We start from the raw sequence: 24,965 nt of genomic DNA, 5'->3' as shown, positions 1-24,965 counted from the left end.
CATGGCAAGTTGTGTGGTGAAAAATTGGCAAGGGGAAACGGTGGGCAGCGCGGAGCTAAGCCTCAAAGTTGCCCGTCCCGAAACGGCCTCCCACATCCTCTATCTAGCTCTTCGCCGGCAGATGACCAACGCCCGCCAAGGCAACGCCCACACCAAGACCCGGGCTGAGGTGCGCGGTGGCGGCCGCAAGCCCTGGAGGCAAAAAGGCACCGGCCGGGCCCGCGCCGGCTCCATTCGCTCCCCCCTTTGGCGCAAGGGTGGAGTGATCTTCGGCCCCCGCAAGCGGGAGTACAACCTGGCCATGAACCGCAAAGAGCGGCAACTGGCTCTGCGCACTGCCCTGCAAAGCCGGGTGGAAGACCTGATCGTGGTGGAAGATTTCCAGGATCAGCTCAACCCGCCCAAGACTCGCGCCGTGGCCCAAGCTCTGCTGCGCTGGGGGGTGATGGAGGATCAGTCGGCACTGCTTATCGTCGCCGAGCGCTCGGAAGCCGTCGAGCGAGCCGTACGCAACATCGCCCGCGTCAAGCTGATCGGCCTGGATCAGCTCAATGTCTTTGATCTGCTCAACGTCGATTGGGTGCTGATTACCACCTCTGCCCTGGAGAAGCTCAAGGCCCGCTGGGGATCCGGCGCGGCAGCAGCAGCTCCAACCCAAGCCGATCGCCTTGAAGATCAGGCTCAGGCGGCAGAGCGAGAAGCTCGGCCAGTCGAACAAGCAGAAGGTCAAAGCCAGGAGCAGGAAGAGCAAGCAGAAGCTCAAGCCCAGCCAGAGGCTCCCCCGGCGCAGGCTGATCAGGCTAATCAAGTAGCTCTAGCAAACCCACAAGTTCAGGAAACCCAGGAAGAAGAGCTGGCCCAAGCACAAGAGCGAGAAGTTCAGGGACAAGCGGAACTAGCCCAAGAAGCAGAGCCCCTTGCCCAGCCGCCAGCTGGCGAGGAGGCCGAAACAGCCGCAGCAGAGGAGGAAGACAATGACTGAGAGCAAGCGGATCCTGGCCGATGTCCTGTTGCGTCCCGTCATCACCGAAAAGGCAACTGCCCTGATGGAACAGCGCAAATACGTCTTTGAAGTGATGCCCACTGCCACCAAGCCGCTCATCCGAGCTGCCGTCGAGGAGATGTTTGGGGTGCGGGTCACCGCCGTCAACACCCTTAAACTGCCCCGCAAGCAGCGGCGGGTAGGCCGTTCTGTCGGCTATCGCAGCTGTCCCAAGCGAGCCATCGTGACCTTGGCCGAAGGCGACTCCATCACCCTCTTCCCCGACACCTAACCAAACCCCTCTTCCCGCTTCGAGTTTTATTGCCACCCGTCCTTCACCCCCCCTCGAGCCATGGGCATTCGTACCTTCCGACCCTATACCCCCAGCACCCGCCACATGACGGTCTCCAACTTCGAGGAGCTGTCGCGGGACGAAAACGGCAAGCGGCCCAGACCGGAGAAGTCGCTGCTGCAATTCATCCACCGCAAAAAAGGGCGCAACAACCGCGGCGTCATCACCTGCCGCCACCGAGGCGGCGGCCACAAGCGGCTCTACCGCATCATCGACTTCCGCCGCGACAAGCGCGGGATCCCGGCCACCGTCAAGACCATCGAGTACGATCCCAACCGCAGCGCCCGCATCTGCTTGGTGGAATACGAAGATGGCGAGAAGCGATACATCCTCGCTCCCCGCAACCTCGAGGTGGGAGCCACCATTATGGCGGGGCCCGATGCCCCCTTTGAGCTTGGCAACGCCATGCCCCTGGAGCGGATCCCGCTGGGGACGGTGGTTCACAACGTGGAGCTGTATCCCGGCCGCGGTGGGCAAATTGTTCGCGCCGCCGGGGCCGGCGCCCAAGTAGTAGCCAAAGAGGGCAAGTATGTCTCCCTCAAGCTGCCCTCCGGCGAAGTCCGCATGATCCGAGGCGAGTGCTACGCCACCATCGGCCAAGTGGGAAATGTTGACCACAGCAACCTCAGCCTCGGCAAAGCGGGGCGTAGCCGCTGGCTAGGTCGCCGTCCCCACGTGCGCGGCTCGGTGATGAACCCTGTCGATCACCCCCATGGCGGTGGGGAAGGAAAAGCCCCCATCGGCCGCAGCACCCCTGTCACCCCCTGGGGCAAGCCCACCCTGGGATACAAAACCCGCAAACGCAACAAACCCAGCAACAAGTTCATCGTGCGCGGTCGCCGTCGTGGCGGCCGCCGGGACAAGAGCGGGAGGGCCGCTCAATAAGAGTCCGGCCATCTGCTGCGCCCCTGAATTTTCTTTTTCTTTCGACCCTTACCAGCTTGCCAGACTGTTGAGGTTGCTATGGGACGTTCACTCAAAAAAGGCCCTTTTGTCGATGCCAAGCTGCTTCTCAAAATCGAGAAGATGAACGAGCGCAATGAGAAGCACATGATCAAAACCTGGTCGCGAGCCAGCACCATCCTGCCCGTTATGATCGGCCACACCATCGCCGTGCACAACGGCAAGCAGCACGTGCCCATCTACATCACCGATCAGATGGTGGGCCACAAGCTGGGGGAGTTCGTCCCCACCCGTACCTTTCGCGGCCACGCGGGCAGTGACAAAAAAGCTGCCCGCCGTTAAGTCCAGCAACGAACAGAAGAGGCAATAAGCTAGGAGAGCGCCATGGCCGATCCATCCCCTGAAATCAAAGCGGTAGCTCGCTACATCCGCATGTCCCCCTATAAGGTGCGGCGCGTGCTGAACCAGATCCGGGGGCGCACCTATGCCGATGCCCTGATCCTGTTGGAGTTCATGCCCTACGCCGCCTGTGAGCCGGTTCGCAAGGTGCTGCGCTCGGCGGTGGCCAATGCCGAACACAACAACGGCCTGGATCCTCGGGACCTGGTCATCAGCAAGGCCTACGCTGACCAGGGGCCGACGCTGAAGCGATTTCGCCCCCGCGCCCAAGGTCGTGCCTACCCAATCCGCAAGCGCACCTGCCACATTACCATCGCCGTCCGGCCCATAGAACCTGAAGCGGCGACGGCCTCCTAGACGCCTGTACCCCCAGACTTTACCCCTCAACTGACACCACCATGGGACAGAAGATTCACCCCACCGGTTTCCGCCTCGGCGTTATTAAGGAACATCGCAGCCGCTGGTTTGCCGATCCAGCTCGCTACCCAGCCCTGCTGCGAGAGGACGATCTCATCCGCGCCTACCTGACCAAGCAGTTGAGCAGCGCCGGCCTGGCCGACATTCAAATTGAACGCAAAGCGGATCAGATCGACCTCGAGATCCGAGCCGCTCGCCCTGGAGTGGTGGTTGGTCGTGGGGGATCCGGCCTCGACGCCCTGCGCCAGGGCCTGCAGAAAGAGCTGAGCTCACACGGTAGCCCCGAGCGAACCATTCGCATCAATGTAGTAGAGGTCACCCGTGCCGATGCCGAGGCGGTTTTGCTGGCAGAAAACATCGCCCAGCAGTTGGAGCGGCGGATCGCCTTTCGCCGCATCGTGCGCCAGGTCATCCAGCGGGCCCAGCGGGCGGGGGTGCAAGGGATCAAAATTCAAATTGCCGGGCGGCTGAACGGAGCCGAGATCGCCCGCACCGAATGGACCCGGGAAGGGCGGATCCCTTTGCACACCCTGCGGGCAGATATCGACTATGCCGACCACATCGCTCAGACCACCTTTGGTGTCATTGGGGTCAAGGTCTGGGTTTTCAAAGGAGAAGTTCTCCCCGGGCAGGAACGGCCCGAACAAAAAGTTCCCCTGCAACAGCCCAAGCGGCGGCAGCAGCGGCGGCGGCCCACTTTTGAAGACCGCTCAGCAGTGGAGGCCTGAGGGCCAGCACCCGAAAATCCAGGGATCCCCATCGCAGTTGATTTAAGGAACGGCCATGTTAAGCCCCAAACGAACCAAATACCGCAAGCAACAGCGCGGGCGCATGAAAGGCAAAGCGACTCGCGGCAACCGCATCAACTTTGGGGAATACGGCCTTGTGGCTCTAGAACCCGCCTGGATCACCGCGCGGCAGATCGAGGCCAGCCGTCGGGCCATGGCCCGCTACGTCCGGCGGGGAGGCCAAATCTGGATCCGCATCTTTCCCGACAAGCCCGTTACCCAACGGCCTGCCGAAACCCGCATGGGATCCGGCAAAGGCAACCCCGAATACTGGGTTTGCGTCGTCAAGCCGGGCCGTATCCTCTTCGAGATGGGAGGAGTTCCTGAAGCCACGGCCCGAGAGGCGATGCGCCTTGCCGCCCAAAAGCTGCCGATCAAAGTCAAGTTTGTAACCAAGGCTAACTTTGAGGAGCCGGAACCTGTTCAGAAAGCAGCTCCAGAAACAACAGAAGTAGCAGCCAGCGCTATTTGAGGGAGGAGAGTTGAGCCATGCCCATGCCTAAAATTGCCGACGCTCGCGCCCTATCCGACGAAGAATTGAGCCAGGAGATCTACGCCGTCAAGAAAGAGCTGTTCGAGCTGCGTTTGCAGCAGGCCACGCGGCAGTTGAACCAGCCCCATCTCATTCGCCTGCGCAAACACAAGCTGGCCCAACTGCTGACCGTTGAGTCAGAGCGCAAGCGCGGCAAGTCCTTGTCCTCAACTCAGACCCAGAAGGAGGAGTAATGCCTGCTCGCGAAAAGATCGGCGTTGTCGTCAGCAACAAGATGCAAAAGACAGTGGTCGTTGCTGTGGAAAACCGGGTTGCCCACCCCAAATACGGCAAAATCGTCGTCAAAACCAAAAAGTTTAAGGCCCACGACGAAGAGAACCGCTGTCAAGAAGGGGATCTGGTGCGCATTACGGAAACCCGTCCCCTCAGCCGCACCAAGCGTTGGCGAGTGGCCGAAATCATACGGGAGGTCAAGAAACTATGATTCAGCAGCAGACCATGTTAACGGTAGCTGACAACACCGGCGCCCGCAAGCTGATGTGCATCCGCGTCCTGGGCAGCAGTGGCCGTCGCTACGCCAGCCTGGGAGATGTGATCGTTGGCGTCGTCAAAGACGCCCTGCCCAATATGCCGGTCAAAAAATCCGACGTCGTCAAGGCTGTGGTCATCCGCACCGTCGATACGGTACGCCGCCCCGACGGCATGTGCATCCGCTTCGACGACAACGCTGCCGTGATCATCAACGACGACGGCAACCCCCGCGGAACCCGCGTTTTCGGCCCTGTAGCCCGCGAGCTGCGGGAGAAAAACTTCACCAAGATCATCTCCCTTGCCCCGGAGGTTCTGTAATGGTTCGTCCCCTCAAGCCCAGCCAAATTCGACGGCTGATTCGGCAGACCGGCGTTCGCAAGCACCGCAACAGCCTACGCTACAAAATGCGCATCAAGAAGGGAGATACCGTCCAGGTGATCTCCGGCGACGACAAAGGCAAAATCGGCGAGGTGCTGCAGGTTTTTCCCGAACGCAACATGGTCTTGGTGGAAGGGGTAAACATAGTAACCTACCACCGCAAGCCGCAACGGGAAGGCGAAAGTGGTCGCATCGAGACCAAAGAAGCCCCGATCCACGCCTGCAAGGTGATGCTCTATTCCAAGAAGCAGGAAGTGGCCAGCCGTATTGGCTATCAAATCACCGCCGATGGCCGCAAAGTCCGTGTCCTCAAGAAAACCGGCGAGATCCTCGACTAGCCGTCCCTTTTTCGATAGAGCTCTGACCCAGCCCAGAGCCCCCAGGAGAACCGACCATGCCCCAGCGTCTGCAAATCCTCTACAACACCGTCATCGTTCCCAAGCTGCAAAAAGAGTTGGGCTACACCAACATCCATCAGGTGCCGCGTCTGGAAAAGATCGTGATCAATCGCGGCCTGGGAGATGCCTCCCAAAACGCCAAGGCCCTGGAATCCTCCATCGCCGAGATCAGCGCCATCACGGGCCAGCGTCCGGTGATTACCCGCGCCAAAAAGGCGATTGCCAGTTTCAAAATCCGCAAGGGCATGCCGGTTGGCCTGATGGTGACCCTGCGGCGGGAGCGCATGTACGCGTTTTTGGATCGGCTGATCAACATTGCCCTCCCTCGTATCCGCGACTTCCGTGGCGTCAGCCCCAAATCTTTTGATGGGCGGGGCAACTACACCCTTGGTATTCGCGAGCAACTGATCTTCCCCGAAATCAACTACGACTCTGTAGACCAGATCAGAGGTATGGACATCTCCATTGTGACCACCGCCGAAACCGACGAAGAGGGCCGTGCCCTGCTCAAAGAGTTTGGCATGCCCTTTGCCTCTTAAGGTTTGCCCATCTGCAATTGTCTCGACTTGATCGATCTTCCGAGGAGCACCGACCCACCCATGGCCCACACCAACGACACGATCGCCGACATGCTCACCCGCATTCGCAATGCCACCATGGCTCGGCATGAATCGGTGGCGGTCCCGGCCACACGCATGACCCGCAGCATCGCTCGCGTTCTTCATGAGGAAGGTTTTGTGAGCGACTGGAAGGAAGAGGGAGAAGGGATCCACGCTCAGCTTGTGTTGCGGTTGAAGTACAAGGGCAAAGGTCGTAAGCCGATCATCAATGGCCTGAAGCGGGTGAGCCGGCCCGGGCTGCGAGTTTACTGCAACCACAAAGAACTGCCTCGGGTGTTGGGAGGAATTGGGATTGCCATCATCTCCACCTCCAACGGCATCATGACCGACCGGGATGCTCGCAAGCAGGGCATCGGCGGCGAAGTGCTCTGCTACGTCTATTGAGTTGTTCTCTTGCCAGGAGTTGGCCCATGTCTCGCATTGGCAAACGCCCCATCGCCCTTCCTGCCAAGGTAGAGGTTCAGATCGAGGGGCAGCAGATCTCGGTAAAAGGCCCGAAGGGAGAACTGTCTCGCAGTTTGCCCCCCTTGATTGCGGTGCATCAAGAAGCCCAGACGCTCAAGGTCAGCCGGGTCAACGAGTCTCGCCCGGCCCGCCAACTGCACGGCCTCTGCCGCACCTTGGTTGCCAACATGGTGGACGGCGTATCTAGGGGATTTGAGCGCAGGCTGGAATTGGTGGGTGTGGGCTACCGGGCTTCCACCCAGGGCAACAAGTTAATCTTGAACGTTGGCTACAGCCACCCAGTGGAGATCCCTTTCCCGCCAGGGATCCAAATAGCGGTTGAGGGCAACAACGTCATCGTCGTCTCAGGTATCGACAAAGAGCTGGTGGGCAACACGGCGGCGCGGATTCGGGCCGTCCGTCCGCCAGAGCCCTACAAGGGCAAAGGGATTCGCTATGTAGGGGAACAGGTTCGTCGCAAAGCAGGTAAATCCGGGAAGGCCAAGAAGTAGCTATGAAAATCACTCGCAAAGCTGCCACCCAACGTCGCCATCGCCGCATTCGCCGCAAGGTCTTCGGGACGCCCGAGCGGCCCCGTTTGGCCGTGTTTCGCTCCCATCGCCACATCTACGCCCAGGTGATCGACGATGTAGCCCAGCACACTTTAGTCTCTGCCTCCACGCTGGACAGGGAGCTGCGGGAAGCCTTCAAAGACATTGGCACGGCCACCCGAGAGGCTGCCGCCGTGGTGGGTCGCTCCGTCGCCCAACGGGCCTTACAGGCAGGCATTTGTCAAGTGGTGTTCGACCGCGGCGGCAAGCTCTACCACGGGCGTGTCCAGGCCCTGGCGGAAGCCGCCCGCGAAGCAGGCTTACAGTTCTAGGCCCTGAGGAGATGGCATATGGCTGAGCAAAGAGAACGTCGCAGAAGCAAAAAGAGCCGCGAAGAGCAGACTAGCGAGTGGCAGGAGCGGGTCATCCAGATCCGGCGCGTCACCAAAGTAGTTAAGGGCGGCAAAAAGCTGAGCTTCCGGGCCGTGGTGGTGGTGGGCAACGAGCGCGGCCAGGTGGGGGTTGGCGTGGGCAAAGCCAACGACGTCATCGGGGCTGTGCGCAAAGGAGTTGTGGATGGCAAAAAGCACCTAATCGAAGTGCCCCTCACCAAGGGTCTGTCTGTACCCCATCCCATGCGGGGATCAGGCGGTGGGGCCACTGTCCTGGTGATGCCGGCAGCTCCCGGGACAGGGGTCATCGCCGGGGGAGCGGTGCGCACGGTTCTGGAGCTGGCGGGCGTGCGCAACAGTCTGGCTAAGCAACTGGGATCCAGCAACCCCCTCAACAACGCCCGTGCCACCATTGACGCGCTGCGGCGGATGCGCACCTTTGAGCAGGTAGCTGAAGATAGAGGGATCGACGTGCGCCGCCTGTTTGGTAAGTAACAGCAAGTTAGCCGGAGGTCAGTATGCGACTAGAAGACATTCGCCCCCAATCAGGTTCGAGGCGGCGGCGACGACGCCTGGGCCGTGGCATCGCTGCTGGACAGGGAGCCTCCTGTGGCAAGGGAATGCGGGGACAGAAGGCGCGCAAAGGAGGCGGTCCCCGGCCCGGCTTTGAGGGAGGCCAGACCCCCCTCTATCGGCGGCTGCCCAAGCTCAAGCACTTCCCCCGCTACGTGCGGCGCCCCCAGTACACCCTGATCAACCTGCGCGCTTTGGCCAAGTTGCCCGCTGGCAGCGAGGTCAGCTTGGAAAGCTTGATGGATTTGGGGATCGTGACCACCAACGATGGCCCGCTGAAGATCTTGGGAGACGGGGAAGTGGGCGTGCCCCTGACGATCAGAGCGGCTGCCATCACCCCCTCAGCCCGAGCCAAGGTCGAGGCAGCCGGGGGTCGGGTGGAGCTCGTGGGATCCCAGACTGCTTCCGCTGGATCCTAAAATTGGGCTGCAGTTTGCAGCTTCTCTATTTTGCCGACTTTCCCACCGGCAGCGTAGAGTGGTAAATAGCTCACCTTGCCTTTCCCTTCCGCGAGGTTTTCTAGATTTATGGCTGACCCACGAGGCTCCGCTCCCTCCGCCCAAGAGACCTTCATGCAGATGGCCATGGCTTCTGGCCTGCGCAGACGTCTGTTTCTTACCCTAGGCCTGTTGCTGTTGGTGCGGCTGGGCATTTACATTCCCATCCCCAGTATTGACCGAGCTCGCTTTGCCGCCGAAGCCGCCAACAGCCCTGTGTTTGGCTTTCTGGATGTCTTCTCGGGCGGCGGTATCTCCGCTTTGGGGATCTTCGCCCTCGGCATCCTGCCTTTCATCAACGCCTCCATCATCATGCAACTGCTGGTCTCGGCCATTCCGGCCCTGGAGAACCTGCAGAAAAACGAGGGGGAGCAGGGGCGGCGACAGATTTCCCAGTACACCCGCTACGTTACCCTGATTTGGGCCATCATCCAGGGCATCGGCATCTCCTTCTGGGTGCGGGAGTTCGCCAACACCAGCAACGAGTTGGCCTTTGTGGCCTCCACCACCCTGGCCCTGACGGCAGGTTCCATGTTTGTCATGTGGTTGGGGGAGATGATCACGGAGAAGGGGGTGGGCAGTGGGCCGTCGCTGTTGATCTTCGTCAACATTGTCGCCACGCTGCCCCGCGCTCTGGGCCAGACCATCAGCCTAGCCCGTGCTGATAGCAGCACCATCGGCGGCATCTTGGTGTTGATGGCCGTCTTCCTAGCCACCATTGTCGGCATTGTCTTCGTCCAGGAGGGCAGCCGCAAAATCCCTATTGTCTACGCCAAGCGCCAGGTGGGCAACAAGCTATTCCGTGAGCAGAAGAGCTACCTGCCCCTGCGGCTAAACCAGGGGGGCGTGATGCCGATCATCTTCGCCTACTCGGTGATGTCCCTGCCCTTTGCCTTGGCCCAGTACACCCAGAACCTGACTTTGGTGCAGGTGGCCAACCTTTTGGCCCCTACCTCTTGGTTTTACATTCCCTTCTACTTCGTGCTGATCCTCCTCTTCAGCTATTTCTACGCCTCTTTGATCATTAACCCGGTGGATCTGGCGCAGAACCTGAAGAAGATGGGGGCCAGCATTCCGGGAGTCCGCCCGGGCAAGGCCACTGCTGAGTACATCGAAGGGATCCTCAACCGGCTGACCCTGCTGGGGGCCTTGTTCTTGTGTGCGGTGGCCATCATCCCGACGACGGTGGAGCGGGCGACCGGCATCACCACTTTTCAGGGCTTGGGGGCAACTTCGCTGCTGATCCTGGTGGGGGTGGCGATCGAGACCTCCAAACAGATCCAGACCTACGTCATTTCGCAGCGTTACGAAGGGATGGTCAAGCAATAGTGCCGAGGTTAATCTTTTTGGGGCCGCCGGGAGCGGGCAAGGGCACCCAGGCAGAGCGGCTGGCAGCGATCTACCACACGCCCAAAATTTCTACAGGCGACCTGCTGCGGGCAGAGGTGAAAGCCCAAACGCCGCTGGGGTGCCAGGCTAAGGTGTACATGGATGCGGGAGAGCTGGTGCCTGACGAGGTGTTAATTGGGATGGTGAAGGGCCAGTTGCAACACTCGCCAGCGCAGGGCTGGATCCTGGACGGCTTCCCCCGCACCCTGGCGCAGGCGGAGGCTTTAGAAGAGCTGTTGCGGGAGTTGGGGCAAGACTACGACCACGTTCTCAACCTGGAAGTGCCGGACGACGTGGTGGTGGCACGGCTGTTGGCCCGCGGCAAGGAGCAGGGGCGCAGCGACGATGCCGATGAGGCGGTGATCCTCAAACGCTTGCAGGTGTATCGGGAGCAGACGGCTCCGCTGATCGACTTTTACGAGGCCAGGGGTCGTCTGCGACGGATCGATGGCAACCAGCCGATGGAATCGGTACAAGAACATCTGCGGGCTCTCTTGGAAGGCTTCAGGAGGACAGCGTGATCAAGACGGGGGCGGGAAATCTCTCCCCGCGGCGGGGCATGCAGCTCATTGAGATCAAGTCCCGCCGGGAGGTGGAGAAGATGCGGCGGGCCGGGCGGGTGGTGGCCCAGGTGCTGCAGGAAATTGCCGAGTGTCTGGAGCCAGGCTGGACAACGGCAGACATCGATGCCTATGCCGAGCGGCGGGTAGCGGAGTTGAATGCCCTGCCCAGCTTCAAGGGCTACTACGGCTTTCCCGCCTGTGTCTGTGTCAGCGTCAACCATGAGGTGGTACACGGGATCCCCAGCCCCCGCAAAGTGGTGCAGCCGGGGGACATCGTCAAGGTGGATTTTGGCGCCATGGTCGAAGGCTGGCATGCCGACTCTTGCATCACCATTGGCCTGGAGCCCCTCAGCGATGCCGCCCGCGACCTGATCGACACAGCGGCCAAAGCGCTGCAGACGGGCATTGACCACGTGCGCCACGGCGTCTGGCTGCAGGATGTCTCAGGCGCCATCGAGGACTACATCCAGGGGCGGGGCTACTCCGTGGTGAAGCAGTACGTCGGCCACGGCGTGGGGCGCAACTTGCACGAGGAGCCGCAGTTTCCCCACTACCGCACCCGCGACCTTCCCAATCCCAAGCTGCGCTCCGGCATGACGGTGGCAATCGAGCCGATGGTGAATGCAGGGGGAGAGGCCACGCGGGTGCTCTCGGATGGCTGGACGGTGGTGACGGTGGACGGCTCTTGGTCGGCCCAGTTTGAGCACACGGTCTTGATCACGGACTCTGGGGCTGAGATTTTGACGGATCGCACCCCTTTTCAGTCCTAGGGATCCCTTGCTGAAGGGCGGCAACGGCTAGGATAGAAGAGGTGGAGTATTGTTTCGGCTCTTAACTCGCTCTTAACAGGGCGGGTTTCCTATCGATATTTCTGTTGTGTTGTTTTTTAAGGAGGGTTCCTTGTCTAAAGAAGACGCCATTGAAGTGGAAGGGGTGGTTACCGAGTCCTTGCCCAACGCCATGTTCCGGGTGGACCTGGACAACGGCTTTAACGTCCTTGCCCACATCTCCGGCAAGATTCGCCGCAACTACATCAAGATCTTGCCCGGCGACCGGGTCAAGGTAGAGCTCAGCCCCTATGACCTGAACAAAGGGCGCATCACTTACCGCCTCAAGAAAAAGTAGCCGTCTGGCCTTAGCTGGGGCCGCTGAGCATGAAGGAGCTGAGCCAAGTTCTCAAAACCGGCCTCTGGGTTGCGGCCGGCGGGGTAAGTGCCCTGGCCGTGCTCAACGCCTGGATCGCTTCTCGAACCCAGCCTCTGCCCAGCCTCTTGCCGGGGGAGGAGAGGCACTATTTTTGGCGCGGCCACCGTCTGTTTTACAAGGTTGCGGGATCCGGCCAGCCCTTGTTGCTGCTGCACGGCATCGGGGCCGGCTCTTCCAGCTACGAGTTTCGCGCCGTGATGGCGGAGTTGGGCCAGCACTATCAGGTTTACGCTTTGGATTTGTTGGGTTGGGGCAACTCGGAGCGCCCCGATCTGGAGTACACCGGCCACCTATATGTCCGGATGATCGGGGATTTTGTCGGCCAGGTGATCGGGCGCCCCTGCCACGCCATTGCCAATTCTCTCTCGGCAGGGTTTGTGCTGCGCTCGGCCCGGCTGCAGCCTCAGCACTGGCAGAAGCTGCTGCTCATCGCCCCTCTAGGAGACAACAGCCTTGTCCCCGAGGCGCTAGGGATCCCTTTGGCTGAGGCAGTGTATGGTCTTCTCAGCTTGCCGGTTTTGGGGCTGGCCTTTTACAACGTCATCACCACCCCCTGGAGTGTACGTCTATTTACGGAGCAGAGCCTGTTCTCCCCTGGGTACGCTCTGGATGAGGCGGTGGTGGACTACTACTATCAGGCGGCCCACCAGGCGGGGGCCCAATTTGCCCCCCGTTCTTTTTTGACCGGCAAGCTTAACTTGCCCATTCAGGAGGACTTTCGCGTGGTGGACAAGCCGATGGCTCTGGTCTGGGGAGAAAACAACCGCCTTACTGGATCAAAACAGGCGGAGCGGTATCGTGCCTTGCGCCCAGAGGTGCCGATCTATCGACTGCCAGGGGCTGCTTTTCCCCACATCGAAGCGCCGCAAGCTTTTTTATCGGTGGCTTTGCGCTTTTTGGCCGAGGCCGATCCTGCCCTGCCAACCTAGGGGATCCCCGAGCAGGGAAAACTCACGCCTTTGCCGACTTTTTGCGGCGACTGTCCGGTCAGTCTGGTTTTTTCCAATCCAGGAAGAGTTCTCAGGCTCAGGCGCTCCGGCTGACATGGGGTCACCCCTAGGCCGTCACTTTGGGAGAGAGGAGCGAAGCCGGGCTCAGAGCTCAGGTTGGCTCCCCGGTATTCTCCTCCCAGGGGTCCCTATCCAAAGGGGAGCTGGGAGCGGCCGGGGCAGAGTCAGGAGCTGGCTCGGAAGGGGGGGTTTCTGCTTTGACGTACTCTTGCTCCCATTCTGGCTGCTCGGCAGCAGGAGCAGGCTCGGGCCGACGAGGAGGCGCCGCCTCGGCCTGGGGTTCAGGCTCTGCTTCGGGATATTCCTCTTCTTCGCCCTCGTATTCTTCGTCGTATACTTCCTCGTAGTTTTCCTCGACGGCAGGTTCATCAACGGCCCTGGGCAGGGCGGGGGCGGAGCCAGTGTCGACCAGCCAGGAGGGCTTGCCCAGGCCGAGGGTTTCCAAGATCCCTTTGGTCAGTTGGGCTAGGCGGGTTTCGGCGCCATCGGCTACGATGAGGCGATCGCCGCCGATGGAGACGATTTCATCAGCAGAGAGCAGGTAGGTGCTGAGGATAAAGCCGGGCAAAAAGGTCAGGCCGAGGTTGGAGAGGATCAAACCGGTGATTAGGCCGGAGACGGAGTTGAATTCGAAATCTTTGACTTTTCCAAGGCGGATCCCTTCTTCGGTAATCACCTCGCTGCCGACTACCCGGCTGAGACCCTCCAACTCCAAGTCCTCGAAGACTTCATCGCTGGGGACAAGGATAGCGTCTTGCCCTAGGGCTGTGACCTGCTGCAGCTCTAGTAAACGGGGCGATCCAGCAAAGGCTCTTTCCAGCACCCCCAGCACCAGGACCTGCCTAGCTTCCAGATCTGCCCAAACTTCGCTAACCACTCCGAGCCAGGCCCCATTGGCTTGGCTAATCACCTGCGTTCCCAGAACCTGTGACCGCCGACGAACCTCTGGTCGTGCTAGCGCAACAGATCCTTTCTCCGTTGTCATGGTGGTTTCCCCGTCGTAAGTCGAAGTGTTGGCGTGAGTGGGCTGGTCAGCCGGCCCCAGGCATCAAAATCCAATAGTACCACTGCCCGTCTCTTCTCTAGCGGGCTGCCGGGATCGGATCCCGGCCAATTTGCTTGCTCCAGGCTAAAAACCGCTCTGTCATGCCCTGGAGGGAATAGTGCTGTTCTGCGTGGTGTCGGCAGTGGCTGCGGTCGATGCAATCCAAGTGTTCTACGGCCCTTGCTAAGGCCGCCACATCGTCCGGCTCTACCACCCAGCCAGTTTCTCCATCGCTGACAATTTCCGCCGGCCCGCCGCGACGGTAGGTGATCACGGGCACACCGCACGCCAAAGCTTCCACCGCCACCAGGCCAAAGGCTTCCACCCACTTGGGGGTCATGATCAAGGCCGAGCATTGGCCCAAGAGCCGCTGCAGCTGGGAGGTGGGCAAAAACCCCCGGTAGTCCAATTGAGCCCGTGGGTACTGTTCCCGAATCTGCTGCCAGTAGGCCGGGTCTTGCAGGTGGCCCAGGATCAGCACTGGCCTTCCCGTCTTCTCCGCTAGGGCGGCGCAGTCTTCCAGGCCCTTTTCCGGGGCAATGCGGCCAATCCAACACAGGGATCCGTTCCCCTTGGGCACAAACTCGTAGCGGCTGAGGTCGACGCCACAGGGCAAATAGACAAAGGGATCCCGGCCTGCCGACATCTGGGCGCGGGCAAAGGCAAAAGTCTGGGCTTGGGCTCGCGAGTGCACCGCCAGCCGACCTGGGTAGCGGTGGGCAATGTGCTCCAGGACCTGATCCACAGCATCGCTGAGGGATCCCATGCTGAGGATATGGGCCACCGGCGTGCGGAAAAAATCGGTCAGGTAGAACGAGAGCCAGTCGTAGCTCCAGTTCACGATAAGCTCAAACTGCTCCTGCAGTTGGGCAGCTCGCTGCCACAGGTTGGCCACCAGAGAAGGGGTGGAAAAACAGACCGGCTGGTCGCGGCGCTGGCTCTGGGCATAGGGCGGGGGGAGGCCTGGGACGGTCTCGATAACTCCCTCCGGCAAGTCGGCACTGTGGGATCCCTCAGGCGCTAGCACGCGCACTTGGGCCCCTCTCTCAAGCAGGCTACGCGCCAAGTTGACAAGGTTGAGCTCCACCCCGCCGCCCGCCCCCGACCCAAGAGGCCCAACGGGGGTGGAGACAAACAGGAAGCGGTAAAGACGACCCATGCAGCCTTCCGGCCCAACCCCTTGCTGAGCTGGGTTAATCCCTGAGGGGGGGATCAGGTTCTAGACACGAAGATTTCCTCTTTCTCGACCTTAACCTTGTAGGCAGTTAGGTTGGCATAGGCTGGGCCGCGAATACGGCTGCCATCAGCAGCAAAAGCTGCGCCATGGCAGGGGCAGACGAAGTTCTTGCCCCGCCAGTCCACCTCGCAGCCCTCGTGGGGACAGGTTGCGTCCAGAGCCAGTACCGAGTCCGCTTTTTTGGGATTCTTGACCAGCCACAGCGTGGCAGTGTTGTTGCCAAAGGCGTTTTTCACCTTGAGGGGACCTTTCACCAGATCAGCAAGGGTTGCAACCTTCACAAATTTTGGCTCGGCGGCTCTAGAACTAGCAGGGGCGCCCTGCGCAAGGGCCCGGTCGAAACGGCGCCGCGTCAAAGCAGGCAGCAGGCCCACTAGCGCGCCCAAGCCAAGCGCTATCCAGCGCAGAAAACCACGACGGTTGTTGTACATGGCCACTAGATCCTCCAGACAAAGCGAAGCGTCAGCCAGGAACCTTCCCAAGGGGGTGCCAGCACATTGGCCACTTTCCAGTTATAGCTTCAGCCAGCGCAAACCGCACTTTTGCAGGCTCTGCAAATGGCCCCGTGTGCGCGGCCCGCGGTTGTGTCCTGCCTTTGGGGAGGGCATGAGGTCGTTAACCAAAGCGCGAAATTGACATTCTCCCTGCCCTAAAGGACAAGGATTCTTTCTCAGACAGCAGGATGAATCCTGCCGGCTGAGCTACAAAGCGCTCCGCGCCGCCGTAGGCGAAAGAGCATGAGGTTTGAACCTCAGCCCTATGGGGGATGCCATAACCCCAACTACTGGGCCGGAGCCCAGATACGTTTGACTGCACGCTGCACTCTTCTTATGAATGGATGGAGCGACTGTTGCAGTCTAGCAAAAGCCGCCCTAAAGGGCGGGGCTTGTACCCAGTTTTCTTGGTCAACCTCTAGTGGCCTTTGGGATGCCCCCGAAGGTGTTGGCGGCGTTCCTCATATTCTGCGCGGGTGAGCAGGCCCTGCTTCCACTGGATCTCCAACTGCTGCTCGGGATCCCGGACTTCCCGACTTTTCGCACTGGTCCATTCCAGCTCGAGGAGATCCCGGTTGAAGCGGAAATCGAAGTCCTCATTGGTCATGGTGAGCAACCACAGGCCCTCCAGCAAGCAGAGAGCTCGCAGCCCATAGCTGAGGATCTGCAGGGGAAGAGAGGGAACCCACACCATCAGCCCCACCAGCAAGTACACCCACCCCCAGCGCTTGTGGCCCATGTAGAAGCGCTGCAATCCCGGGATCACCACCCCCAGCACTGCCAACCAACCGGCTGCCTCGCGAACCAGCCGCTGGCGTGGCGGTGGGGGCGCCTCTCGGCCCTCGGCCATGCTCTGCCCTACCTACACCTGCCACCAGGCTAGCGCAGTTTCCAAGTCCTTGGCAGAGGGAGAGAGAACCCAAGCTCCAAGCGCCTTCCGCCTATACTTGATGGGGGCAGATGGAAAGCAAAAAATGGCGGAGCGGGAGCTAGCGGTGGCGATCCTGGCAGCGGGCAAGGGCACCCGCATGCGGTCGCAATTGCCCAAGGTGCTGCACAAGCTGGGATCCTTGTCTTTGATCGAGCGGCTGCTGCGCACAGTGCTGGCTCTGGAGCCCCAGCGCTGTCTGGTGATCGTGGGCTACCAACAGGAGCAGGTGCGACAGACTCTGCGAGAGTATCCCGTCGAGTTTGTAGAGCAGGCCCAGCAGTTGGGCACCGGACATGCGGTGCAGCAGCTTTTGCCTGTTCTAGGCGACTTTCAGGGGGATCTGCTGGTGGTCAACGGGGATGTGCCTCTGTTGCGGGTGGAAACCCTGCAGGCCCTGCTAGAACGCCACCGCCAAGTCCAGCCGGATGTGACGTTGCTCTCGGCTCAGGTGGCGGATCCCTATGGCTATGGGCGGGTGTTTTGCGACGCCCAGCAGCGAATCCTGGAGCTGGTGGAAGAGCGCGACTGCACCCCGGCCCAGCGGCAAAATCGCCGCGTCAACAGTGGCGTCTACTGTTTCCATTGGCCGGCCCTGGCACGGGTGCTGCCGAGTTTAGGGCGGAGCAACGCCCAGCAGGAGTACTATCTCACCGACGCAGTTAAACTGCTGGAGAAAGCCATCGCCCTGGACGCTGAGGATCCGCGGGAAATCGTCGGCATCAACGACCGCCGCCAGTTGGCCCAGGCCCACCAGATTCTTCAAGAGCGCCTCAAAGAGGCCTGGATGGAGGCGGGGGTAACTTTCGTGGATCCCGACAGCGTCAGCCTGGAAGAGACGGTGGAATTGGCCCCCGATGTGGTGATCGAACCCCAAACCCATCTGCGAGGACCCTGCCGCATTGGGCCGCGCACCCGTCTGGGGCCGGGCAGTTGGATTGAGTCCAGCACCATCGGCTCCGATTGCCACATCCTCTACTCGGTGGTCAGCCACAGCCAGATCGGCAACCACGTCTGGGTAGGGCCCTACGCCCACATCCGCCCCAACAGCTGCATTGGCGACGGCTGCCGCATCGGCAACTTTGTGGAAGTCAAAAACACCCAGATTGGACCCCGCACCAATGCCGCCCACCTGGCGTATCTAGGTGATGCCAAGCTGGGATCCCAGGTCAACATCGGCGCCGGCACGGTTATTGCCAACTACGACGGCCAGCAGAAGCACTTCACGGAAATCGGCGATCGCAGCAAGACAGGGGCCAACTCGGTACTGGTGGCTCCCCTCAAGATAGGATCCGATGTCACCATCGCCGCCGGTTCCACCATCCCTGCCCGCTACCCTGTGCCCGACGACTGCCTGGTGATCGCCCGCGCTTACCCGGTGGTCAAGCCGGGCTGGCGACCAGGGATCTCCGCTGCTAGCCGCCCCCAGCCTCTACCCCCAGGATCCCTGCGCATCTACCCCTTGCGCCTCTTGCCCGGACAAGACCTGAAGCAGGAGCTGGAGCGCTTTGCCCGCCAACAACCCCTGCAGGCAGGCTTTGTTCTCAGCGCCGTTGGCAGCCTCCGCCAAGCCACCCTGCGCCTGGCCGACCAAACCGAGGATTGCCTGCTGGCCGAGCCCCTGGAGATCCTGTCCCTGAGCGGATCCCTCTGCCCGGACGGCGTCCATCTTCACCTTGCCGTTGCCAATGCCCAGGGCCGAACTTGGGGAGGGCACCTGCGCCCTGGCTGCCTCATCTACACCACCGCCGAAGTTGTCCTCGCCGACAGCCTGGAGTACCGCTTCTCCCGCCAACTGGATCCAGCCACCGGCTACTTGGAGCTGCATATCGAAAAGGTGGCCAAGCAAACGCTCCAGGCAGCGGAAGACACCTAAGCAGCGAGTATATTGGCTAACATAGCCTTAGGTCACGAACACCCCGACTAGCCCTAAGGGTTGCTGGCACAAGCTGAGAAGGGGGGTATTCCCTATGCCCCGAGTGAGCACTGCCGAGGAGCTACTGGCAAGCTACGCTGCTGGCGAGCGCAACTTTCAAGAATCCAACCTGGTGGGCGTAGACTTGGTGCGCGCCATGCTGCAGGGGGCAAACCTGAGAGGGGCCAACCTCTCCTTTAGCAAGCTGAGTGGAATTAACTTGCAGGAAGCCGATTTGCGGGGAGCCGATCTCAGCTCCGCCAACCTCATAGGGGCAAACCTGCGCGGCGCCAACCTCTGGGAAGCCAACTTGATCGGCGCTGACCTTAGCTTTGCCGACCTGCGGGAGGCCAATCTCCATGGAGCCTACCTCTGGGAGGCCAAGCTAACCCGCGCCCAACTGCAGGGATCTGACCTGAGCGCAGCCAAGTTGGGGGGAGCGGTGCTGATTGGCGCTGACCTGAGCGGAGCCATCCTACCCGATGGCACAGTACAGCCCTGGTCTGCTCCCTCGGCAAACAAGGCAGAATAGAACCGGTGCAAGCGGCTTTCCTATGTTTTTGCTATTTAACCTGCTCTTGACTCTGCTGCTGGCTTTGGGAGTGGCAGTCCTGGCCGGACAAAACCCCACCCCCCTGACCGTCCATTTTTTAATTTGGCGCTCGGTGGAGCTGCCCTTGGGATTGCTCATCGCCGTGGCCATCGGCCTGGGCCTGTTGACGGCGGGGCTGGGCTCTTTGCTTTGGCCGGGGCGCAGCTTCTCCCTGACTGCCCGTCAGCTCCAGGAACGGCTGCAGCAACTGGAAAGGCAAGATCAGCCGCTGCCTTAGCCGCCCTGGCTCTTGCCGATCGAGTCTGGGATCCCTTCAGATTTTTGTGGGCTGTCCTGCCGCCGGAGTGACCCACGCACTCAAGACAGGGCGTAAGCTGAGAGAGGATCCCTTTGCTGTTAGCGGTGCACAGCCCGAGTGACAACCATGCCTCATTCCCAACCCTCTTCCCCGGCTAGCTCCCCCCAGGATCCGCGCGCCCTGCGCAAGGCCCTGCGCAGCTCCAGCAACTACTTTGCCAAAGGGTTTGAAGAGCACAAGGATCAGGCCCAACGGGAGCTGCAAACCACCTACAAAAGCCCCCTGGTGGAGCAGATCCGCGCCCAGTCCTACTGCTATCGGCAGGGGGATATCACCATCCATCTGGCCAAGGCCTTTGGCTTCTGCTGGGGGGTGGAACGGGCGGTGGAATATGCCTACGAAGCGCGGCGCCGCTTTCCGGATCGCCAGATCTGGATCACCAACGAGATCATCCACAACCCCCTGGTCAACCGCCACCTGCAGGAGATGGGGATCCGCTTTGTGGAGAAAGGCCCGGACGGCAAGAAAGACTTTTCCCAGATCCGGCCTGAGGACGTGGTGATCTGGCCTGCCTTCGGGGCAAGTGTCTCAGAAATGGAGTTTTTCCGGTCGCAGGGCAACGAGATCGTCGATACCACCTGCCCCTGGGTATCCCGTGTCTGGAACCAGGTGGACAAGCACCGCGCCGCTCAATTCACCTCTGTGATCCACGGCAAGTACAACCACGAAGAAACCGTGGCCACCAGCTCCTTTGCCCAAAAATATCTGGTGGTGCTGAACCTGGAAGAGGCGGAATGGGTCGCCCGCTACATTTTGCACGGCGGAGATGCGGCGGAATTTCGGCGCCGCTTCGGCAAGGCCACATCTCCCGGCTTCGATCCGGATCGGGATCTGGAGCGGATCGGCATCGCCAACCAGACCACGATGCTGGAAGGGGAAACGCGCGCCATTGCCAAGCTGTTTGAGACCACCATGCTGCGCAAATATGGCCCCCAGGAGCTGGACAAGCACTTCATGAGCTTTAACACCATCTGCAACGCCACCCAAGAACGGCAGGACGCCATGTTCGAGCTGCTGGAGCGGCCCTTGGACGTGGTGGTGGTAATCGGCGGGTTTAACTCCTCCAACACCACCCACCTGCAGGAAATTGCCCTCTCGAAAGGGCTGCCCTCTTATCACATTGACGGCCCCGACTGCATCCAACCGCCCAACCGCATCCGCCACAAGCCCCTCCACCAAGACCCAATCGTTACAGAAGGGTGGCTGCCCGACGGGCCAGTACAGATTGGTATTACCTCCGGTGCCTCCACCCCCGACCGCGTCGTGGAGGAGGTGATCCTGCGCATCTTTGCCCTGCGCGAACAGCCGCAGACCCCTCCGCAGGGATCCCTTCCCCTTGGCTTCTAGAAGGCGTGCTCACCACTCTTTTTCAGGTCTACCTCCCCCTGCTGGGCTGGACGCTGCTGGGGTTTGTCCTGCAGAGAGGGCTACCTCCCCCCTGGCGCCATTGGCTAAATCCCCAAGCGCTGGGCCGCTTCATGTTTTGGGTGGGGGTTCCCCTGGGCACCCTTGGGTTTATGCAGACGGCGGACCTCTCTGGCCAGCTCTGGGCGGCCCCTTTGGTCTGCTGGCTGGCCACAGGGCTAGGGTATGCCCTGGCCAGTGCCTGGCTGCAGTGGCAGCACCACACCTGGCAGGGGAAGAAAGAGGGGGATCCCTGGCTTTGGAGCAGGGGGCGGCGAGGGAGTTTCTATCTGACGGCCACCTTGGGAAATACCGGCTATTTGGGCTACCCCATCTGTCTGGCGGTGGGCGGGAGCGCCTACTTTGGCTGGGCTTTGTTTTACGACCTGTTGGGCACCCTCTTGACCGCCTACGGGCTGGGAGTGTGGGTGGGCAGCCGCTACAGCGCTTCCTTCATCCCTCCCCGGCAGGCTATGCTCCGAGTCCTGAGCAGCCCCACTCTCTGGGCTTTCTTTGTCGGCCTGGCCACCGCTCGCTCCCCTCTCCCAGAATGGCTTGATCAAGGGCTAACTGCCTTTGCCTGGAGCACGATTCCCTTGAGTTTGCTCCTCTTGGGCATACGGCTGGCCCAAGTGCCGCACTGGGGATCCTTTCGCCCCGCCGCCGCGGCCCTCTTCATCAAAATTGTTGTCCTGCCCCTTTTGGTGGGCCTGGGGTTAGCCTTGACCCCCTATCCCCCCTTGGCCAAGCTGGTGCTGGTCTTGCAGACCGGCATGCCTCCTGCTATTGCCACCCTGGTGCTGGCGGAGGAATACGACTTGGATCGGGAGCTAACAGCAACAGCCTTGGCCCTAGGCTACGTGGCGGCCCTGCTGACCCTACCTTTCTGGTTGCTGCTGTGGGGAACCTAGTAGGCCAGGTGAGAGAGGGTTTGCTCCAGGTAGCGATGTACCAGACGATCCAGGTCAGCCTCCTGGCTGGGCAGTTCCCGTCCTTGGAGCCATCCGCGGAAGCCCGAGCTTTCCACGATGGCCTGGCGCAACGGCTTCCAAACCGCTTGGGCGCGCCGTTCTGTATCGGGGCTGAGAGCAGGACTGGTCATGGTTTCTGAAGAGGAAGCTGAGAGCAGACTGAACTCAGGATAGCCCGGATCCCTGTTGGCTTTAGCTCTCTAGGATACAAATCTGCCTATCTCTCTCCCTGAGGGAGAGGGGCTGGGGGCAAGGGGATCCCTAAACGAACAATTGGCTGCGCTGCTGGATGCGCAGGGCTGGCCCCAAGGCATTGAGGAGGGCAACGCCATAGCTGCGGGCAACGATGCGGCTATCCAAAATCGCCACCCAGCGGGTGGGCAAGCCGGAGGCTTCACCTGCTTCTGCGCCTTGTCGCAGAGGTGCAACAGCCCGCTGCAATTGGCTGGCCGCCACTGGCAAGAGGTATTGGCGGAACCAGTCCTGTTGGGTGCGCTGCAGATACTGCACCCGTCCGGCCACCCTTGGATCCTCCATCGAGGGAAAGGGCAAGGTGGCAATGGCCAGCAGTTCCGGACAGGGCAGGCTGGCCTTGTGCTGCAGCCAGTAGGGCCAGTCGCAGACCAAAATGCCCTTTTCTCCGGGAAATAGGCTGTTTACCCGCACCCGCGAGCCAAATTCGGCAGCCAAAGCAGCCCCCACCTGTACCTGCAGAGGTTGATCCGACACCAGCACCACCACAAAGCCCTGCACCTGCGGGATCAGGCTCCTTAGCTCCTGCAACAGGTGCTCCCGGAAGAGGGGGCTGTTGGGCAAGGGCAGCCGCGGCAAGTAGAGGGAAAGGCTCGGCAAGGGCTCCCCGCCGGAACGGATCCAATCCTCGCCTGAGCTGAAGCGCAAGGGCGTCAGATCTGGCAAGCCCAGGCGCCAACGATAGGCCTCCGCCTGCCGATCCAGGTCCAGGGCCTCGCCGATGATCACTACCGGCTGAGTGGCCCAGATGGGCGCCAGCCACTCGTGTAGAGCCGCCGGGCTGTGGTAAAGGGTGAGGCGACCGGTCTCGCGGTCAGTTTCCGCCCACCAAACCCAGCGGGAAGCGGGATCCCCCTCGGCGCAGAGCCGCTGGCGGAGCTGATCCCAAGGATCCGGCAGCCAGCCGGCGTAGCTCACCACCAAAGACAGCGCTGCCTCCAGGTGAGCCTGTTCATCTGCCTGCAGGAGGCAGCGAGAAAGCGGTCGCCGCAAAAGCTGCAGGGCTAAATTCACCTGGGCCTGGGAAAGCCGCTCCGCCTCGGCAGGGAAGATCTGCCGCAGTTGCTGCCAGTGACTGGCTTCCAGGGTGACCGTCAGCGCCTGGTAGGCCCACTCTTCCAGGTCTTCGGCTCCGTCCAGGATGAGAGGGATCCCAGTCGGCATCTCTGCTCCCCTCAAGCGAGCCCGCAGCCAGTCCAGGGGATCCACCAGCAGCAACCCCTGAAAATCGGGATCCGGCCAACGGTCTTTTTGCAGGACGGGCTTGTGCAACTGCAGGGTCTGCCGGAGCCAAGGGATCTCTTCTCCCAAGATTTGCGCCTGCACGGACACTGTGGCACAGAGCAACGTGGCACTCGGCCACATCAACGCCGGCAGCAGATAGCTGAGGCGGTGCTGGCCCCCGGCGGGCACCTGAATCAAGGTGCTGCGACCCAACCGCAATCCCCGTGCCACCATGCGGGCCATTGTCAACTGATGGGGCCACACGGCTTCGGGAGACTGCCGCAAAAGCTGTCGCAACTGTTGGTGAACCTCAACCTCGATCACAGTCAGTACGCCAAGGATCTGCCACAGGCGCTAGGGTGAACTAGCCTATTCTAGGGTAGGGAAGAAAACCAAAGAGCACCCCTGGGGTGAGCGATGTCTGCTATTTCTGCTGTTCACACCACCTTGACCGCGCAAGAGCAAGCCGCGCAGAGGGGATCCCTGCTCTTGGATCGCTCCGAGTGGGGCCGCCTGCGCCTGCAGGGATCCCCTGGCTTGGACTACTTGCACAGCCAGAGTACTCAGGATCTCAAGGCTCTCAAGCCCGGCCAGGGGGCAGATACGGTATTTGTCACCCCCACAGCAGGGATCCTAGATCTGGCCACGGTCTACGTGGAAGAGGAGGCCTGCTGGATTTGGACTTCGCCGCAGCGGCGCAGCCTGCTGATGCAGAGCCTGGGGCGTATGTTGCCCTTTGTGCGCGGGGCCCAGCTAGCCGATGTGACCGGGCAGACCTTTGCCTTTGGGCTAATTGGCCCCCAGAGCCAGGCCCTTTTGGAGAAGGGGGTGGCTGCAGAAGGGATCCCGACAAAACTGTATGAGCACCGCCAGGTAGAGATCCAGGGGATCCCCGTCCATTTGGCCTGCGGCAGCGGCCTCGCCCAGCCAGGATTTACCCTCTGGGGGGCTAGCGAACACAAAGCTGCCCTTGTCGACTATCTGATCCAAGCTGGAGCAGAGCTGGCCTCACCTGAACTTTGGGAAGCCCTGCGCCTAGAGGCCGGTCGCCCTGCCGCCGACCGCGAGCTGACCCCCGACTACAACCCTTTGGAAGCCGGCCTGTGGCATGCCATTTCCCTCTCCAAAGGGTGCTACATCGGCCAGGAAGTCTTGGCCAAGCAGGTAACCTACCGGCGCATTCGGCAAACTTTGTGGGGGATCCGCCTTCAAGGAGAGGCTCAGCCCGGCACAGAGATTTTGCGGCAGGGGGAAAAGATTGGTTTACTGACCAGCGCGGGCTTGACTTCGCAAGGGTACCTGGGATTGGGATACGTGCGCACTAAATTCAATCCTGCCGAGGGGCTGGAAGTTGAAGTCGGCTCAGCGCCGGGAGTCCTGACCCGAATGCCGTTTTCCAGCTTCCCGCCTATTGTCTAGCATTATTTTTGCGGCAGAAAGCTCTCCTGCTTTGTAGAGAGAAAATGGGCAAAGGATTAAGAACTTACCAGTCAAAGTGACGGCGAAAGCGGGGATCCCGTCGATCCTTTTTGCGTCGGTTACAGGTTTTGCACAACGTTTGCAGATTGCTGATGTCGTTGCTGCCCCCTTGGGCAATGGGGATGATGTGATCGATCTGAAGCTGAACCTCTGGGGGCGACTTTCCGCAACCGCGACAACGGAAGCCGTCTCTTTGGAAAACATACTCCCGCACGGCTG

34 protein-coding genes and 2 pseudogenes are annotated in these 24,965 nt (G+C 61.0%); 29 read left to right on the top strand and 7 right to left on the bottom strand.

The features are described from left to right. Nucleotide 1 precedes the first annotated feature (1 nt). The 22 genes and pseudogenes from rplD to NW846_RS03505 form a co-directional block, all read left to right on the top strand. Nucleotides 2–631, top strand: a pseudogene (rplD, locus tag NW846_RS03610) (50S ribosomal protein L4); the annotation flags it as partial. Between the two features lie 343 nt (nt 632–974). Further along, entirely contained in the window at nt 975–1,274 is a 300-nt protein-coding gene (locus NW846_RS03605) for a 50S ribosomal protein L23 (RefSeq protein WP_414347794.1), read from the top strand. A 60-nt stretch (nt 1,275–1,334) separates the two neighbouring features. Continuing rightward, nucleotides 1,335–2,219, top strand: coding sequence for a 50S ribosomal protein L2 (gene rplB, locus NW846_RS03600; protein ID WP_011430044.1), 885 nt, complete (start codon nt 1,335–1,337; stop codon nt 2,217–2,219). Between the two features lie 78 nt (nt 2,220–2,297). Further along, entirely contained in the window at nt 2,298–2,579 is a 282-nt protein-coding gene (rpsS, locus tag NW846_RS03595) for a 30S ribosomal protein S19 (protein WP_011430043.1), read from the top strand. A 42-nt stretch (nt 2,580–2,621) separates the two neighbouring features. Continuing rightward, the gene (gene rplV, locus NW846_RS03590) at nt 2,622–2,993 is read left to right on the top strand and encodes a 50S ribosomal protein L22 (RefSeq protein ID WP_011430042.1); all 372 of its coding nucleotides are present in this window, start codon (nt 2,622–2,624) and stop codon (nt 2,991–2,993) included. Nucleotides 2,994–3,034: 41 nt separating this feature from the next. After that, nucleotides 3,035–3,781: a 30S ribosomal protein S3 gene (gene rpsC / locus NW846_RS03585; RefSeq protein ID WP_011430041.1), complete on the top strand. Its 747-nt coding sequence runs from the start codon at nt 3,035–3,037 to the stop codon at nt 3,779–3,781. A gap of 55 nt (nt 3,782–3,836) precedes the next feature. Next, nucleotides 3,837–4,313, top strand: coding sequence for a 50S ribosomal protein L16 (rplP, locus tag NW846_RS03580; RefSeq protein WP_011430040.1), 477 nt, complete (start codon nt 3,837–3,839; stop codon nt 4,311–4,313). Nucleotides 4,314–4,330: 17 nt separating this feature from the next. Further along, nucleotides 4,331–4,567, top strand: coding sequence for a 50S ribosomal protein L29 (rpmC, locus tag NW846_RS03575; RefSeq protein WP_011430039.1), 237 nt, complete (start codon nt 4,331–4,333; stop codon nt 4,565–4,567). After that, nucleotides 4,567–4,818: a 30S ribosomal protein S17 gene (rpsQ, locus tag NW846_RS03570; RefSeq protein ID WP_011430038.1), complete on the top strand. Its 252-nt coding sequence runs from the start codon at nt 4,567–4,569 to the stop codon at nt 4,816–4,818. Before rpmC ends, rpsQ begins: the two co-directional genes overlap by 1 nt. Beyond that, a complete protein-coding gene (gene rplN, locus NW846_RS03565) occupies nt 4,815–5,183 on the top strand; it encodes a 50S ribosomal protein L14 (RefSeq protein WP_011430037.1) in 369 nt (122 codons plus the stop codon). Before rpsQ ends, rplN begins: the two co-directional genes overlap by 4 nt. Next, a complete protein-coding gene (rplX, locus tag NW846_RS03560) occupies nt 5,183–5,581 on the top strand; it encodes a 50S ribosomal protein L24 (protein WP_011430036.1) in 399 nt (132 codons plus the stop codon). Before rplN ends, rplX begins: the two co-directional genes overlap by 1 nt. 56 nt (nt 5,582–5,637) lie before the next feature. Next, on the top strand, nt 5,638–6,180 hold the full coding sequence (gene rplE / locus NW846_RS03555) for a 50S ribosomal protein L5 (protein ID WP_011430035.1): 543 nt from the start codon (nt 5,638–5,640) through the stop codon (nt 6,178–6,180). 60 nt (nt 6,181–6,240) lie between these two features. Further along, nucleotides 6,241–6,645, top strand: a complete 405-nt coding sequence (gene rpsH / locus NW846_RS03550; protein WP_011430034.1) for a 30S ribosomal protein S8 — start codon at nt 6,241–6,243, stop codon at nt 6,643–6,645. A 26-nt stretch (nt 6,646–6,671) separates the two neighbouring features. After that, a complete protein-coding gene (rplF, locus tag NW846_RS03545) occupies nt 6,672–7,217 on the top strand; it encodes a 50S ribosomal protein L6 (RefSeq protein ID WP_011430033.1) in 546 nt (181 codons plus the stop codon). Nucleotides 7,218–7,219: 2 nt separating this feature from the next. Next, complete coding sequence (gene rplR, locus NW846_RS03540) at nt 7,220–7,588, top strand: 50S ribosomal protein L18 (protein WP_011430032.1); 369 nt, start codon at nt 7,220–7,222, stop codon at nt 7,586–7,588. A gap of 18 nt (nt 7,589–7,606) precedes the next feature. Further along, entirely contained in the window at nt 7,607–8,143 is a 537-nt protein-coding gene (gene rpsE / locus NW846_RS03535) for a 30S ribosomal protein S5 (RefSeq protein WP_011430031.1), read from the top strand. 23 nt (nt 8,144–8,166) lie between these two features. Next, the gene (gene rplO / locus NW846_RS03530; RefSeq protein WP_414346897.1) at nt 8,167–8,640 is read left to right on the top strand and encodes a 50S ribosomal protein L15; all 474 of its coding nucleotides are present in this window, start codon (nt 8,167–8,169) and stop codon (nt 8,638–8,640) included. 108 nt (nt 8,641–8,748) lie between these two features. Beyond that, entirely contained in the window at nt 8,749–10,047 is a 1,299-nt protein-coding gene (gene secY / locus NW846_RS03525) for a preprotein translocase subunit SecY (RefSeq protein ID WP_099812200.1), read from the top strand. Continuing rightward, complete coding sequence (locus NW846_RS03520; RefSeq protein WP_011430028.1) at nt 10,047–10,628, top strand: adenylate kinase; 582 nt, start codon at nt 10,047–10,049, stop codon at nt 10,626–10,628. Before secY ends, NW846_RS03520 begins: the two co-directional genes overlap by 1 nt. 38 nt (nt 10,629–10,666) lie before the next feature. Beyond that, a complete protein-coding gene (map, locus tag NW846_RS03515) occupies nt 10,667–11,440 on the top strand; it encodes a type I methionyl aminopeptidase (RefSeq protein ID WP_414346909.1) in 774 nt (257 codons plus the stop codon). A 130-nt stretch (nt 11,441–11,570) separates the two neighbouring features. Then, nucleotides 11,571–11,795, top strand: a complete 225-nt coding sequence (infA, locus tag NW846_RS03510; protein ID WP_011430026.1) for a translation initiation factor IF-1 — start codon at nt 11,571–11,573, stop codon at nt 11,793–11,795. A gap of 29 nt (nt 11,796–11,824) precedes the next feature. Continuing rightward, complete coding sequence (locus NW846_RS03505; protein ID WP_414346898.1) at nt 11,825–12,805, top strand: alpha/beta fold hydrolase; 981 nt, start codon at nt 11,825–11,827, stop codon at nt 12,803–12,805. A 172-nt stretch (nt 12,806–12,977) separates the two neighbouring features. Here the strand turns inward: NW846_RS03505 and NW846_RS03500 are convergent, their stop codons facing one another. The 4 genes from NW846_RS03500 to NW846_RS03485 form a co-directional block, all read right to left on the bottom strand. After that, entirely contained in the window at nt 12,978–13,871 is an 894-nt protein-coding gene (locus NW846_RS03500; protein WP_414346899.1) for a PRC-barrel domain-containing protein, read from the bottom strand. Between the two features lie 97 nt (nt 13,872–13,968). Next, nucleotides 13,969–15,090 carry a glycosyltransferase family 4 protein gene (locus NW846_RS03495; protein ID WP_414346900.1) on the bottom strand — a complete coding sequence of 374 codons (1,122 nt, stop codon included), beginning with the start codon at nt 15,088–15,090 and terminating at the stop codon, nt 13,969–13,971. 53 nt (nt 15,091–15,143) lie between these two features. Further along, on the bottom strand, nt 15,144–15,599 hold the full coding sequence (locus NW846_RS03490; RefSeq protein WP_414346901.1) for a ubiquinol-cytochrome c reductase iron-sulfur subunit: 456 nt from the start codon (nt 15,597–15,599) through the stop codon (nt 15,144–15,146). Nucleotides 15,600–16,080: 481 nt separating this feature from the next. After that, a complete protein-coding gene (locus NW846_RS03485; RefSeq protein ID WP_414346902.1) occupies nt 16,081–16,512 on the bottom strand; it encodes an SHOCT domain-containing protein in 432 nt (143 codons plus the stop codon). A 124-nt stretch (nt 16,513–16,636) separates the two neighbouring features. Here NW846_RS03485 and glmU point away from each other — a divergent pair. The 6 genes and pseudogenes from glmU to NW846_RS03455 all read left to right on the top strand — a co-directional run. Next, a pseudogene (gene glmU / locus NW846_RS03480) lies at nt 16,637–17,986 on the top strand (bifunctional UDP-N-acetylglucosamine diphosphorylase/glucosamine-1-phosphate N-acetyltransferase GlmU); the annotation flags it as partial. Then, nucleotides 17,969–18,466: a PPC domain-containing DNA-binding protein gene (locus NW846_RS03475; protein ID WP_414346910.1), complete on the top strand. Its 498-nt coding sequence runs from the start codon at nt 17,969–17,971 to the stop codon at nt 18,464–18,466. The pseudogene glmU and the gene NW846_RS03475, both read left to right, overlap by 18 nt. A gap of 94 nt (nt 18,467–18,560) precedes the next feature. Beyond that, nucleotides 18,561–19,037: a pentapeptide repeat-containing protein gene (locus NW846_RS03470; protein WP_414346903.1), complete on the top strand. Its 477-nt coding sequence runs from the start codon at nt 18,561–18,563 to the stop codon at nt 19,035–19,037. A gap of 22 nt (nt 19,038–19,059) precedes the next feature. Next, the gene (locus NW846_RS03465) at nt 19,060–19,335 is read left to right on the top strand and encodes a lipopolysaccharide assembly protein LapA domain-containing protein (protein ID WP_414346904.1); all 276 of its coding nucleotides are present in this window, start codon (nt 19,060–19,062) and stop codon (nt 19,333–19,335) included. A gap of 147 nt (nt 19,336–19,482) precedes the next feature. Beyond that, nucleotides 19,483–20,763: a 4-hydroxy-3-methylbut-2-enyl diphosphate reductase gene (locus tag NW846_RS03460; protein WP_414346905.1), complete on the top strand. Its 1,281-nt coding sequence runs from the start codon at nt 19,483–19,485 to the stop codon at nt 20,761–20,763. Between the two features lie 5 nt (nt 20,764–20,768). After that, nucleotides 20,769–21,731 (top strand): AEC family transporter, encoded by a 963-nt coding sequence (locus NW846_RS03455; protein WP_414346906.1) that lies wholly within the window; start codon nt 20,769–20,771, stop codon nt 21,729–21,731. Here NW846_RS03455 and NW846_RS03450 read toward each other — a convergent pair. Further along, entirely contained in the window at nt 21,728–21,922 is a 195-nt protein-coding gene (locus NW846_RS03450) for a hypothetical protein (protein ID WP_099812204.1), read from the bottom strand. The two genes, NW846_RS03455 and NW846_RS03450, sit on opposite strands and share 4 nt — an antisense overlap. A gap of 130 nt (nt 21,923–22,052) precedes the next feature. Further along, a complete protein-coding gene (locus tag NW846_RS03445) occupies nt 22,053–23,591 on the bottom strand; it encodes a hypothetical protein (RefSeq protein ID WP_414346907.1) in 1,539 nt (512 codons plus the stop codon). A gap of 93 nt (nt 23,592–23,684) precedes the next feature. Between NW846_RS03445 and NW846_RS03440 the strand changes: the two genes are divergently transcribed. Beyond that, the gene (locus NW846_RS03440; RefSeq protein ID WP_414515321.1) at nt 23,685–24,686 is read left to right on the top strand and encodes a YgfZ/GcvT domain-containing protein; all 1,002 of its coding nucleotides are present in this window, start codon (nt 23,685–23,687) and stop codon (nt 24,684–24,686) included. 64 nt (nt 24,687–24,750) lie between these two features. Here NW846_RS03440 and NW846_RS03435 read toward each other — a convergent pair whose 3' ends face one another. Then, entirely contained in the window at nt 24,751–24,960 is a 210-nt protein-coding gene (locus NW846_RS03435) for an HNH endonuclease (protein WP_240530472.1), read from the bottom strand. Nucleotides 24,961–24,965 lie beyond the last annotated feature (5 nt).

The sequence above is a fragment of the Synechococcus sp. W60.3 genome (assembly GCF_047502615.1).
Taxonomy (GTDB): domain Bacteria; phylum Cyanobacteriota; class Cyanobacteriia; order Thermostichales; family Thermostichaceae; genus Thermostichus.
This window is presented reverse-complemented; position numbering and strand designations above follow the sequence as displayed.